Origin of the sequence: Bradyrhizobium sp. 17 (assembly GCF_023073515.1) — a bacterium.
Taxonomy (GTDB): domain Bacteria; phylum Pseudomonadota; class Alphaproteobacteria; order Rhizobiales; family Xanthobacteraceae; genus Bradyrhizobium; species Bradyrhizobium canariense_D.
The window spans coordinates 43948-56429 of record NZ_JADPJQ010000051.1 but is presented as its reverse complement, the minus strand read 5'-3'; the positions used below and the strand labels follow the sequence as shown (position 1 = coordinate 56429).

13 protein-coding genes and 1 pseudogene are annotated in these 12482 nt (G+C 65.0%); 6 read left to right on the top strand and 8 right to left on the bottom strand.

The window, feature by feature from the left end; all coding sequences use genetic code 11:
* Window positions 1-48 precede the first annotated feature (48 nt).
* Genes IVB13_RS09160 through IVB13_RS09145 form a run of 4 tightly spaced genes read left to right on the top strand, consistent with a single transcriptional unit; the run spans window position 49 to window position 4315 of the window.
* Window positions 49-1005, top strand: coding sequence for a tripartite tricarboxylate transporter substrate binding protein (locus tag IVB13_RS09160; protein WP_247488524.1), 957 nt, complete (start codon window positions 49-51; stop codon window positions 1003-1005).
* 15 nt (window positions 1006-1020) lie between these two features.
* Window positions 1021-1491 (top strand): (2Fe-2S)-binding protein, encoded by a 471-nt coding sequence (locus IVB13_RS09155; protein WP_247488509.1) that lies wholly within the window; start codon window positions 1021-1023, stop codon window positions 1489-1491.
* Window positions 1488-3620 (top strand): molybdopterin cofactor-binding domain-containing protein, encoded by a 2133-nt coding sequence (locus IVB13_RS09150; protein WP_247488507.1) that lies wholly within the window; start codon window positions 1488-1490, stop codon window positions 3618-3620. Before IVB13_RS09155 ends, IVB13_RS09150 begins: the two co-directional genes overlap by 4 nt.
* Window positions 3617-4315: a substrate-binding domain-containing protein gene (locus IVB13_RS09145; protein WP_247488505.1), complete on the top strand. Its 699-nt coding sequence runs from the start codon at window positions 3617-3619 to the stop codon at window positions 4313-4315. The genes IVB13_RS09150 and IVB13_RS09145 overlap by 4 nt, the downstream gene beginning before the upstream one ends.
* A gap of 9 nt (window positions 4316-4324) precedes the next feature.
* Here the strand turns inward: IVB13_RS09145 and IVB13_RS09140 are convergent, their stop codons facing one another.
* From IVB13_RS09140 to IVB13_RS09125, 4 genes are all read right to left on the bottom strand, one after another.
* On the bottom strand, window positions 4325-5131 hold the full coding sequence (locus tag IVB13_RS09140; protein ID WP_247488504.1) for an SDR family oxidoreductase: 807 nt from the start codon (window positions 5129-5131) through the stop codon (window positions 4325-4327).
* 23 nt (window positions 5132-5154) lie between these two features.
* Window positions 5155-6447 carry a TRAP transporter large permease gene (locus IVB13_RS09135; protein ID WP_247297019.1) on the bottom strand — a complete coding sequence of 431 codons (1293 nt, stop codon included), beginning with the start codon at window positions 6445-6447 and terminating at the stop codon, window positions 5155-5157.
* The gene (locus IVB13_RS09130) at window positions 6438-6986 is read right to left on the bottom strand and encodes a TRAP transporter small permease (protein ID WP_026232817.1); all 549 of its coding nucleotides are present in this window, start codon (window positions 6984-6986) and stop codon (window positions 6438-6440) included. The genes IVB13_RS09135 and IVB13_RS09130 overlap by 10 nt, the downstream gene beginning before the upstream one ends.
* Window positions 6987-7072: 86 nt before the next feature.
* Window positions 7073-8044 (bottom strand): TRAP transporter substrate-binding protein, encoded by a 972-nt coding sequence (locus IVB13_RS09125; protein WP_247488502.1) that lies wholly within the window; start codon window positions 8042-8044, stop codon window positions 7073-7075.
* Between the two features lie 323 nt (window positions 8045-8367).
* On the opposite strand from IVB13_RS09125, the gene IVB13_RS09120 reads away from it, so the two are divergent.
* Window positions 8368-9144, top strand: coding sequence for a cyclase family protein (locus tag IVB13_RS09120; RefSeq protein ID WP_018454809.1), 777 nt, complete (start codon window positions 8368-8370; stop codon window positions 9142-9144).
* Here IVB13_RS09120 and IVB13_RS09115 read toward each other — a convergent pair.
* From IVB13_RS09115 to IVB13_RS09110, 3 genes and pseudogenes are all read right to left on the bottom strand, one after another.
* Window positions 9141-9869, bottom strand: coding sequence for a Crp/Fnr family transcriptional regulator (locus IVB13_RS09115; RefSeq protein ID WP_018454810.1), 729 nt, complete (start codon window positions 9867-9869; stop codon window positions 9141-9143). The genes IVB13_RS09120 and IVB13_RS09115 overlap by 4 nt on opposite strands.
* A 274-nt stretch (window positions 9870-10143) precedes the next feature.
* Window positions 10144-10278, bottom strand: a complete 135-nt coding sequence (locus IVB13_RS40160; RefSeq protein ID WP_256464733.1) for a hypothetical protein — start codon at window positions 10276-10278, stop codon at window positions 10144-10146.
* A gap of 89 nt (window positions 10279-10367) precedes the next feature.
* Window positions 10368-10905, bottom strand: a pseudogene (locus IVB13_RS09110) (helix-turn-helix domain-containing protein).
* A gap of 148 nt (window positions 10906-11053) precedes the next feature.
* Here IVB13_RS09110 and IVB13_RS09105 point away from each other — a divergent pair.
* Window positions 11054-11371, top strand: a complete 318-nt coding sequence (locus IVB13_RS09105) for a cytochrome c (protein ID WP_247335182.1) — start codon at window positions 11054-11056, stop codon at window positions 11369-11371.
* Between the two features lie 6 nt (window positions 11372-11377).
* On the opposite strand, the gene IVB13_RS09100 is transcribed toward IVB13_RS09105, so the two are convergent.
* Window positions 11378-12481, bottom strand: a complete 1104-nt coding sequence (locus IVB13_RS09100; RefSeq protein ID WP_247384093.1) for an MlaD family protein — start codon at window positions 12479-12481, stop codon at window positions 11378-11380.
* Window position 12482: the final 1 nt, after the last annotated feature.

Here is a 12482-nt window from a genome sequence, read left to right as displayed (position 1 = left end):
AGCAACAAGAACGACATCAGGGAGGTGGGTGTGACGGCCCGACAATTCATGCTGGCGCTGGCCGCCGGCCTGCTCAGCGCCTGCTCCGCAGCACCGTCCCTGGCGCAGGACTATCCCAGCCACGCGGTCCGGATCGTCGTGCCCTTCGGCGCCGGCGGGCCGGCCGACGTGGCCGCCCGGCAGATCGGCAATGCGCTCCAGGAGTGTTTTGGCCAGCCCTTCGTGATCGAGAACCGCACCGGCGCGGGCGGCGTCATCGGCACGGTCGAAGCGGCGAAGTCGCCCCCCGACGGCTACACGCTGCTGATGATGTCCAACACCCAGACCGCGAACGAATCGCTGCTGACGCCGGACAAGCGCAAATACGAGCTGATGCGCGACCTCGCGCCGATCGCACCGGTGAACTCTTCCGATCTCGTCATCGTGGTGAACCCGCAAGTCGCAGCGAAGACGCTGCAGGAGTTCGTCGCCCTCGCCAGGGCGCAGCCGGGCAAGTTGAACTACGCCTCGTCCGGCCAGGGCACGCCCTATCACATGGCCGGCGAGCTGTTCAAAGCCATGGCCGGCATCGATCTTGTCCATGTTCCTTACCGCAACAGTGGCGAGGCGCGCAGCGGCGTGATCGGCGGGCAGGTGCAGATGATGATCGACGCGGTGCCGGCGATGGCGCCGAACATCGGCGAGAACCAGGTCCGCGCGCTCGCGACCACCGGCAAGCAGCGCTCGGCGGTGCTGCCGAATGTGCCGACAGCGATCGAGGCGGGCGTATCTGGCTATGAAGCCACGATCTGGCTCGGCCTGATGGCTCCGGCCGGGACGCCGAAACCTGTGATCGACAAGCTCAATGCCGCCGTGAACGCAATGGTGAAGCGGCCCGACATCGTCAAGCTCTGGACTGCGCAGGGCGCGGTGCCCATGTCGATGACGCCGGAGGAATTCGACAAGTTCCTGCGCGGCGACATCGAGAAATGGGCGGACGTCGTCAAGAAGTTCGACAAGTCCTGAGGCCGTAGCGCGACAATGCCGACCATTCAATTCCAGCTCAACGGCACGGCGACGGCCGTCGAGACCGATCCGGATCAGACGCTGCTCGATGTGCTGCGCGGCCGGCTCGGCGTCACAAGTCCGCATTTCGGCTGCGGGGCCGGCGAGTGCGGCGCCTGCCATGTCATGGTCGGTGATCGCGCGATGGCCTCCTGCGACATGCCGATGTGGTCGGTCGCCAACAAGGAGGTCGTCACGGTGGAAGGCCTCGGCACCGCGGAGCAACCGCATCCGCTGCAACGCGCCTTTATCTCCGAGCAGGCGATGCAATGCGGCTATTGCGTATCGGGGATCCTGATCAGCGCGGCGGCGCTGCTGAAGCGCAATCCGTCGCCGACGGACGCGGAGGTGAAAACTGCGCTTGATCGCAATCTGTGCCGCTGCGGATCGCACAACCGCATGGTGCGCGCCGTGCTGCGGGCGGCCGCGGAGATGGCGACATCATGACTGCGCCGTCCCCTGCCCCGACACTGCCGGTCAGCCTTTCGGCCAATCCCAAGCTGTCATCCTGGGTGAAGCTCGTCGGCGACGGCGGTGTGGCGATCTCGCCCGGCAAGGTCGAGATCGGCCAGGGCATCGTCACAGCCCTGGCGCAGATCGCAGCCGACGAGCTCGACGTCGATATTGCCCGCATCGAGATGATCCGCGCCTCCACGGCGGCAAGCCCGAACGAGGGCGTCACCTCGGGCAGCCTTTCGGTCCAGCAATCCGGCCGCGCGCTGCGCCACGCCTGTGCCGAGGTGCGCCAGCGCTTCCTCACCGCGGCATCCGAACGTCTCGGTGTCGATGCATCGCTGCTCGAGATCGATGACGGCACGATCTCGGGCCCCGGCAATGTCAGGACCAGCTATTGGGAGTTGGCCGGCGACGTTTCGCTCGACGAGGACGCCAATGCGGGCGTGACGGCGAAGATTGTCGCCAAGCGCACTGTGGCCGGACATCCGGTTCAGCGCATCGACATTCCCGACAAGGTGTTCGCACGGGCGCGCTTTATCCATGACTGTCCGCTGCCGGACCTGCTGCACGGACGCGTGCTGCGGCCGGACATCTCGGGCGCCAGGCTGATCGCACTCGACGAGACCGCGACGCGAGCCGTTCCCGGCCTCGTCGCAATCCTCCGCGACGGCGGCTTTTCCGGCGTGGTTGCCGACAGCGAGGTAGCGGCGGAAGCCGCGCTGAAAGCCTTGCGCAAGGGGGCGACATGGTCGGCTGGCGAGCCGCTGCCCGATGAAGCTGATCTGGCCGGATTCCTGAAGAGCCAGCCAGTCGAGACCACCGTGATCGATGTCCGGACGACTGCGGCGACACCCAAGCTTGCGCGCACCCTCCGCCGGCAATACATCCGTCCCTACATCGCGCATGCCTCGATCGCACCATCCTGTGCGATGGCCCGATGGAACAGCGATCGCGTCCATGTCTGGACGCACAGCCAAGGCGTCTATCTGCTGCGCGCTGATCTTGCGATCGTGCTCAAGCTGCCGCCAGAAAACATCGTGGTCGAGCACATGGAAGGCGCGGGCTGCTACGGACATAATGCCGCCGACGATGTCGCGCTCGATGCCGTGCTGCTGGCGAAGGCTGCCGGCGGCCGTCCGGTGCGGGTGCAATGGTCGCGCCACGACGAGATGGCCCACGCACCGTTCGGCGCGGCGATGGCGATCGAGATCGAGGCCGATCTCGATGCGGACAACGAGATCGTCGGCTGGCGCCACTCGATCTGGAGCAACGGCCACGCGGCGCGGCCGGGGCGCGCGGCGCAGCCCGCGCTGCTCGCCGCAACCGAGATCACGAACCCCTACCCCCGGATGATCTCGACCAATCCGCCGGCGGCCAATGGCGGCGGCGGCGACCGCAACTCCGTTCCGCTCTACGACCTCAAGGCCTGGACGGTCACGAGCCACCGGCTGCTGACCATGCCGGTGCGGACCTCGGCATTGCGGACACTTGGCGGACAAGGCAATGTGTTCGCGATCGAGTCCCTGCTCGACGAGATCGCCGCCCTGCGCGGCGAAGACCCGATTGCGTTCCGCCTGCGTCATCTGCGCGACGAACGCGCAAAGGACGTCATCCGGGCCGCGGCACGACGCGCGCAGTGGAAACCGCAGAAGCAGGCCGGCATCGGTCATGGCGTCGGCTTCGCCCGCTACAAGAACATGGGGGCCTATTGCGCCGCGATTGCCGAGATCGAAGGCACTGATGACATCCGCGTCAAGCGGCTGACGCTGGCGGTCGATGTCGGCGAGGCCATCAATCCCGACGGCGTCATCAACCAGATCGAGGGCGGCGCGATCCAGGCGACGAGCTGGGTGCTGAAGGAACGCGTCCGCTTCGACCGCACGCGCATCACATCGACGTCCTGGACCGACTATCCGATCCTCACCTTCAGCGAGGTGCCAATGGTGGACGTCGAGATCGTCCAGCGGCCGGAGATCGAGCCGGTCGGCGCCGGCGAGGCCGCCCACGGCCCGGTGACGGCGGCGATCGCGAATGCCGTTTACGATTGCCTCGGCGTGCGCGTGCGCAACCTGCCGATCACCCGCGACAAGATCATTGCAGCCATGGAGCTGGCATCGTGACGACAGTGAGCATTTTGAGCGGAGGCGCGGCGCAAGGCCTGGTGCGCGGCCTTAGCGATCCCTTCAAGACGCAGACCGGCTTCGGCATCGGCGGCGAGTTCGGCGCGGTCGGCATCATGGCCGACAAGCTGCGCGCGGGAACGGCGGCCGATCTGGTGATCCTGACGCAGGCGCTGCTTGCAAAGCTTGCCGAAGAGAAGCTCGTCGTCCCCTCCTCGATTTCGGATATCGGACGGGTCGAGACCGCGCTGGCGGTCCGTAGCCGCGATCCCAAGGTGACGGTGACGACCGAAACTGACCTGCGCGAGGTGCTGCGCAGCGCCGATGCGATCTACGTCCCGGACACGAAAGCCTCGACCGCCGGACAGCACGTCGCAAAGGTGCTGGATCAGCTGGGCATCGCCTACGAGGTCGCCTCGCGCCTGAAAATCTTTCCGAACGGCGCGACCGCGATGCGGGAGCTTGCGGCATCCACCGCCGCGCATCCGATCGGCTGCACCCAGGCCACCGAGATCATCGCGACCGACGGCATCGCACTGTCAGGAGCGCTGCCGCCGGGCTGCGAGCTCGTGACGATGTACACGGCCGGCGTGACCACGCGGGCCGCACATCCGCAAGAGGCGGCGGTGCTGATCTCGTTGCTGACCGGCGCAGACCGCAAGGACCTGCGCCAGCGCGCCGGCTTTACCGGCTAGATAACCGCTCTATTTGTGTAACTGGGTGAGGCCGGTCGGCGGGCCGTCGACGGCAGTCCAGCCGCCATCGACGAACAGCGTGCTGCCGCTGACATAGCTCGCGGCGTCCGAGGCGAGATAGGCGACGGCCGTCGCGACCTCGTCGGCGCTGCTCCAGCGGTTGAACACGGTGTGGCCGGCATAGAGATTGTAGATGTCGGGACGCTGCTTGAACGGGCCGGTCAGCGCGGTCTCGGCGATGCTCGGCGCGATCGCATTGACGCGCACGCCGGAGCGCCCAACCTCGGAGGCAAAGCCCTTCACCAGCAGGCCAATGGCCGCCTTGGTCGAGCCGTAGACGCCGAGGCCGGGCTCGATGGTCACCGCCCGCACCGAGGAGCAGGCAATGATGCTGCCGCCCTTCTGCTCGACCATGATGCGGCCGAAGGCCTGGAAGAACCAAACCGTGCCCTTGATGTTGAGGTTGAGGACGCGGTCGAGATCCTCCTCGGTGTAATCGAGGATGGTCTTGCGGATGTTGAGCCCGGGCGTCGTCACCGCGATGTCGAGCCGCGAAAATTTCTGCATCACGGTCTGGGCCAGCGCATTGACGTCCGCGGCGCTCGCCGCGTCACACGCAGCCGCCTCGGCCCAGCCGCCCTTCTCACGAATGCCGGCGGCGGTTGCTTCGGCGGCGTCAAGCGCACGATCGGCGCAGACGACACGGGCGCCGAGCCCGGCCAGCGCCTCGGCTGACGACTTGCCGATGCCCGAGGCCGCGCCGAGCACCACGGCCGTCTTGCCGGTGAGATCGAAGAGCTTGCGATAGTCGGTCACGGATAGATTCTCCTGTATTGCTGCTATCCCTTGTAGCCCATCAACAGGCGGGGCAGCCACAGCGAGAAGGCGGGGACGTAGGTCACGAACATCAGAGCTGCGATCAGGGCGGCGTAGAACGGCAGGATGGTGCGCATCACCGCGCCCACCGAGATGCCGCCGATGGCGCAGCCCACGAACTGCGTGGTCCCGACCGGCGGGGTGTTCAGCCCGAGCGCGCAGTTGATCAGCATCAGCATGCCGAACTGCACCGGGTCCATGCCCGCCTTCATCGCGATCGGCAGGAAGATTGGCGTGCAGATCAGGATGGTCGCCGCCATGTCCATGAAAGTGCCCAGCACGAACAGGATGACGTTGATGAGCAGGAAGATGACCCAGGGCTGCGTCGAGACCTTGCTCATCATCTCGCCGGCGAAGTCGGCCACCTCGTAAAGTCCCATCAGATACTGGAACATGGTGGAGACGCCGATCAGCAGCAGCACCACGCCCGTGGTCTTCACCGCCTTGGCCGCGGCGCGCAGGAAGTTCGGCAAGGTCATGGTACGGTAGATGAAGAACGTCAGCAGGATCGTATAGGTGACCGCGACGGCCGCGGATTCGGTGGCCGTGAACACGCCGGACAGGATGCCCGCCAGGATGATGCCGACGATCAGAAGGCCGGGCAGAGCGGCTGCGAGCGAGCGAAAAACCGCGGGCCAGCCCGGGAACTTGCCAGCCGGATAGCCTCGCTTCACCGCGACCGCGTAAGCGGCGACCAGCATGCACACCATCAGCACCAGCGCCGGCAGGAGCCCGGCGGCGATCAGCGCGCCGATCGAAACCTTGCCGCCGGCGGCGAGCGCATAGATGATCATGTTGTGGCTGGTCGGCATCAGCGCTCCGACCAGCGAGGCATGGGTGGTGACGTTGACGGCGTAGTCGGTGTCGAAACCTTCCTTCTTCATCATGGGGATCATCACCGCCCCCATCGCCGACACGTCGGCCACGGGCGAGCCGGAGACGCCGCCGAACAGCGTGCAGGCGACCACGTTCGACATGCCGAGCCCGCCGCGGATGTGTCCGACGAGATTCTTGGCGAGCTGCACGATCTTGTCGGCGACGCCGCCATGCAGCATCAGCTCACCGCTGAAGACGAAGAACGGGATGGCGAGGAAGGAGAAGATGTTCATCCCCGACATCATCTGCTGGAAGATGACGGCGACCGGCAGGCCTTCGTAGAGGATGGTGCAAATCGCCGAGAGGCCGATCGCGAAGGCGACGGGGACGCCGAGGACCAGGAAGCCGAAAAAAGTGGCGCCGAGGATGATCAGTTCCATGAGGGGACGACCTCTTCGCCGCGCAGGAGAGCGATGATGTGCTCGATTGAAAAGGAGACGATGAGGACCCCGGAGGCGATCAGCGGCACGTAGCGGATGACCTCGGGCAGCCCGAGATTGGGGATCTTCACGGTTCCGACCGACGCTCCGAGGATCCAGCCGTTATAGGCCATCGCGACGCCGAAGCCGGCGACCAGGACGTGGATCACAAGCTCGATCTTCTCCCGCGCGCGATCCGGTAGCATCACCAGCAAACTGTCCATGCCGATATGTCCGGCATCGCGCACGCCGACGGCGGCGCCGATCAACGTGACATACAGGATCAGAACCAACGCAAGGTTCTCCGTCCAGGTCGGGCTGGAATTGAGCACGTAACGTCCGAACACCTGGTAGAAGACGATGGTGACGATGACGAGCAGCCCGGTCACCGACAGGTACATCCCTAGCCGAGCGACGGGAGCATTGATCCGGGACAGCAAGCCGGTGGACGGGCGTCCGGCTACGTCCAGTTCGTGGTCTGCGACGTGAGGGTCTGTCATCCAAGTCTCCTTGCAAGTCTCCTTGCGCGCATCCAATGCGTCGGTCAGGCGTCGCCAGTCGGCAACGCCGGACCGATGCTATGGCCTTACTTCGTGTCCTGGATACGCTTGACGAGGCTCTTCAGCTTCTCGTCACCCGCGAACTTGTCGTACACCGGCTTCATCGCGTCGACGAATTCCGCCTTGTTGGCGATCGTCACGACTTGAACGCCGGCCGCTTCGACCGTCTTGCGGGAGGCCTGCTCGCGTTCGTCCCAGAGCTTGCGCATGACGGGCACCGATTCCTTGGCCGCCTTGCGGACCATCGCCTGGTCCTCCTTGCTCAGCGTGTCCCAGACCGTCTTGGACATCACGAGAACTTCGGGCGCCAGGGAGTGCTCGGTGACGTTGTAGAACTTGGCGGCCTCGAAGTGGCGCGAGGACTCGTAAGAGGGCCAGTTGTTCTCGGCAGCGTCCACCAGACCGGTCTTGAGAGCGGTATAGACCTCGCCATAGGGCATCGGGGTCGGATTGGCCCCGAGGCTCTGGATCATGCCGACCCACAGGTCAGATTGCTGGACGCGAATCTTCAGACCCTTGACGTCCGCAAGCGACTTTATCGGTGCCTTGACGGTGTAGATGGACCGGGCGCCGCTGTCATAATAGGCGAGGCCGATCAGGCCTGCGGGCGCCATGGACGCCAGGATCTCGTCGCCGATTGGCCCGTCAAGGACGGTGCGCATGTGCTGCGTGTCCCGGAAGATGAAGGGCAGGCACAACGCGATTGTTTCCGGCACGAAGTTGTTCAAGGGCGATGCGTTGATCCGCATCATGTCGAGGGCGCCGATCTTGAGCTGCTCGATGGTGTCCTTCTCGGAGCCCAGCGCGCCGTTGGGGAACACCTTCACGCCGAGCTTGCCGCCGCTCGCCGCGGCGAGCTGCTTGCCCATGAACTTGACGGCCTCGACGGTCGGATAATCGGCGGGATGGATGTCGGCGGAACGGAAATCGCGTGCGGTCGCCAAGGGGGCTGAGACCGCCAGCAGAGCGGCTGCGATGATGCCGGTGAGTATCTTCATCTGGGCTTCCTCCTGAGGTGATTATATCGTTGGGCAGATGCTGCGGGCCGCCTTGGGTCGCTCCACTTCCGGTGTGAAGTCAAGCGCCATCGTCGTCCCTAGGGCGCGTGGCATTCTCTGTCCAAGCCAAATCCGGCATCGATCAATGCTAGAGTTGCATCGATGGATGAGACCGGCTTTGGGCAGACAGCCGGCTCCTCGTCCAGTTTTTCCGAAATCATCTGTCGTCTGACGCGGCAAGCGCTCATGCGCGTTGCTTGACGCCGCCGGTGCGGCCCCCTCAAGATGCTGCGAAGCAAAACGGACCATCCCGAGGAATGCCTATGCCGCGGAAGCTGATCGACATCTCCGTGCCGCTCAGAAACGACGTGACGGCGGATCCGCCGGGCAATCACCCGACGATCCAGTACATCGATCACCAGCAGGGCCTGCCGCGGATGCTGCAGTTCTTCGACGGCCTCACGGCACAGGATCTGCCGGACGGCCAGGGCTGGGCCGTCGAGCAGGTCTCGCTGTCGACCCATAACGGCACGCATCTCGATGCGCCCTGGCACTTCCATCCGACCATGAATCGCGGCGAGCGGTCATGGACGATCGACGAGGTCCCGCTGGAATGGTGTTTTCAGCCAGGCGTGAAGCTCGACTTCCGGCATCTGCCCGACGGCTACGTGGCGAGCGCCGACGACGTCGAGAAGGAGTTGAGGCGGATCGGGCATGCGCTGTCGCCGCTGGAGATCGTCGTCGTCAACACCGGCGCCGGCGCCAGGTTCGGCCAAGCCGATTATGTCAGCTCAGGCTGCGGCATGGGCTACGAGGCCACCATGTATCTGCTCGAACGCGGCGTGCGGCTGACCGGCACCGACGGCTGGAGCTGGGACGCACCGTTCGTCCACACCGCGAAGAAATATGCCGAAACGAAAGATGCCGGCCTGATCTGGGAGGGCCACAAGGCGGGGCGGCACATCGGCTATTGCCACCTCGAGAAGCTGCACAATCTCGACCAGCTGCCTTCGACCGGGTTCACCGTCTCGTGCTTTCCGGTGAAGATCGAGCGGGCCTCCGCGGGCTGGACCCGCGCCGTCGCGATCATCGACAGCTAGCTGTCGAGCCCGCTCTCGGCGAGTTCGCGCAAGGCATTAATGTCGAGCACGACGATGGCGCCGTGCTCGAGGCGAACCCAGTTGCGGCCCGCCCAGGCGCGCAATTGCTTGTTGATGCTCTCGCGCGTCATCCCCACCATCTCGCTGATCTCCTGCTGCGTGATGGCGAGCGTGCCGCTGCCGGAGTCGAACTTGCGCTCTTCGGTGAGGCCGAGCAGCGCGCTCGCAAGCCGGCCCGGCAGATTTTGCAGGATCACCTGCTCGACCTGCTGACTGGTCCAGCGCAGGCGCGCGCAGAGCAGCTCGATGAATTTCATTGCGAGCGCCGGCTGGCTCTTCACGAACGGCAGGAAGTCCCGGCGATCGATGATGTAGAGCTCGCAATTGGTGTTGGCGGTCGCATCGGCCGACCTGGGGGCGCCGTCGAGCACCGCGATCTCGCCGAAGATCTCTCCGGGACCGATCAGATTGAGAATGGCGTTACGGCCGTCGGGCGACGACGAGGAAATCTTCACCGTCCCTGTGATCACCGCGAAAAGATTGTTGCCGGGATCGCCCTTGGCAGCGATCGTCGCGCCGCGCTTCACCGTCGTGTGCTTGGCGTAACGGCAGAGCTGATCCAGCGCCTCCGGCTCCAGATCCGCAAAGATCGGGTGCTTGCGCAGGACCGATAATTTATTCCCCGCCGCTTGTCGGGGGTCGTCGCCGGTCTTGTCCTGAGGCACGCCACTGGGCTCCTAAGACTGCGAGGCACTGGGGTCCCTGCGTAGTCAGTGTAGCCCAGTTTTTCAACCGGAAAGCATGCGCCCTATTTGAGGCAAACGCGGCGAAAATGCCGCGGTCAGGAGTGAATCCGGCAGCCGAAGGATGCGCCAATGCGTCCCAGTCGATGCAGAGTTGCAACTGCGGCACGCCACCTTGCGTTGAGGCGCTGCCAAGCGTCCCGAACGTCGCACGGCATAGCCCGCCCCGCGGGCGCCGCAGGATGGGACGGTGATCTCAGAAGCTTCGACGCTTGACGTCCGACTCGGGCCGGCCTGCACTGGTTTGCCGGTCTGCCCAGACCAGAGCCCCGGCGAAGGTGACAAAGATTGCCACGACAATGGTGCTCATAAGCAACGCGTCAGCCGGCATGATGCTCTCCCCTGTGGTTTTGAGCATTATTCGGGGCACCCGGCCGAATGCATTGATCCCGATCAAAATCGAGCCGCGCTGCGTCGGAATCAGGCTGCGGCCAAGGCCTCGACCTTCGCCGGATCGAGCAGGCTGATCCCGCCATGAATGATCTCGATCACGCCGTGGCGCTCCAGCTTGGTGAAGGTGCGGCTGACGGTCTCGATGGTCAGGCCGAGGTAGTCGGCGATGTCCTGGCGGCTCATTGGAAGCGGAACCGTGTCCAACGCCCGCTTCAGGGAGACCAGCCGCTCGCGCCAGCCGAGCAGAAAGGCCGCAACCTTTTCGTCCGCCGAACGGCGGCCGAGCAGGACCATGTGGTCCCGGGCCTGGCTCAGCTCGCGAATCGCCAGCTCGTTGATCCGCCTGAGGAGATGCGGCCGGTCCTCGATGAAACGGCCGAAGGGTGACTTCGCGAACTGGCATACGGTCACCGCGCCGATCGCATCGGCCGAAAAATTGTGCCCGACCGAGATGCTCGAATTCCCGAAGCTCGGCCGCATCCAAAGACGAACAGACCGCTGATGCGCGGACCGCGCAATCGCTGCAGAGCTGCCAGTTCGGCTCAATCGTGACTACGGGCTTCATCGACCGCTCCAAGCGCCGGCTGCCCATCACGCCCATCCCGCCGCGCAGCTGCATTTTACTGCAGTGCGCCAAAGCCGGTTGACCCAGATCAATTTTGGAGGGAATCCCCGCCCTATTCTTCTCCCAGACTTAAACGGGGTCACTTTACATGCTGCAAGGAATGCTGCGTCACGGGTTGATCGGGTTGCTTCTGATGACGCCTGTCCTGGCTGCCCCGACCGCCGAACAACGCGGCAAGGCCTTTGCGCGAGCCCATTGCGCGCGCTGCCACGCGATCGACCGTGCGTCGAACAGTCCGCTCAAGATCGCACCGCCGCTGCGGGCCCTGCACCAGCGCTATCCCATCGAGAGCCTTGGGGAGGCGCTGGCTGAGGGCATCAACACCGGCCACGCCGACATGCCCGCTTTCGAGCTCAGTCCGGACCAGATCCACGATCTCCTGTCCTACCTCAAGACCCTGAAATAGCCGGCGTCACACCGCCTGCACCGTCCAGCCGATCAGCTCCTTCGCGATGCGCGTGAAGGCCGTATCGAACGCTGCGACCGCCATGGCCGGCACAATCTTGTCGAGTTTTTCGCTGGTCTCGACGAGACGCGAGGCGATCACCTTGCCGTTCTTGTCGACGATCCGCGCCGACAGCCCGATCTCGACCCGCGTCTCCCCCTCGGTGGCAATGCGGAAGCGCCTGATGTCGATCAGCAGCTGATAGTCCGCCTGCCCGAGATCGGCCGTGCGCAACGGCGCGTGGGCGATGTCGTAGTTCTCGAAACTGTCGATCAGACGCGCCTGTATCAGCTTGGGAATGCTGTCGGCCCAGAGGAAGTCCGCAAAGCCCGGATTATCGCCGCCCGGCGCGAACAGCATGCGCTGGGTCTGGAGCATGGCGACCGCTGTCGGCTCGGGGATGGCCAGTGACGCCGAGAGCGTCTTGCCGCCCGGACCGAGGTTCTGCGGCGTGCGCAGATCATAGGTGACTTTCTGCGCCGGCGTTCCGCCGCCGGTCATCTTCTCCAGGCCCGCCAAAATGCCGTCGATCTTGCCGGTGTTGCGCGCAAGCCCGTCGGAGAAGGTCTTGAGATTGGCGATGGTGTCCTTCAGCGGGCCCGAATTGTCCTCCAGCACGGTGTCGACCCGCCGCAGTGCATCGCGCGCGGCCTGCGTCATGCTCTGGCCCGCACCGGCCTCGGCAATCAAGGTCGGGGGCTCGCCGGATTTAGTGACGATGACGCCTCCCTCCAGCGTCACCACCGGCACGCCGGTCAGCCCCTGGAAATCGAGCCCGACCCTGCTGTCGGCACGCACCGGCGTGGTTGAAGCAACCGAGATCGTCGCATTGACGAAACGTGGATTATCCGGCGCAAGCCCGAGCTGGGTGACCTCGCCGACGCGGATGCCGTTGAACAGCACGCCGGCGCCGACCAGAAGACCGGGCACCGGGCCCTGGAATTGCACGTGATAGCTCGTGCGCGGCCCGATGCCGCCGGTGTTGTTCAGCCAGTAGACGAAGCCGAACACCGCGAGGATCGCGGCCAGGACGAAACTGCCGATCAGCACGTAGGGAGCGCGGGTTTCCATG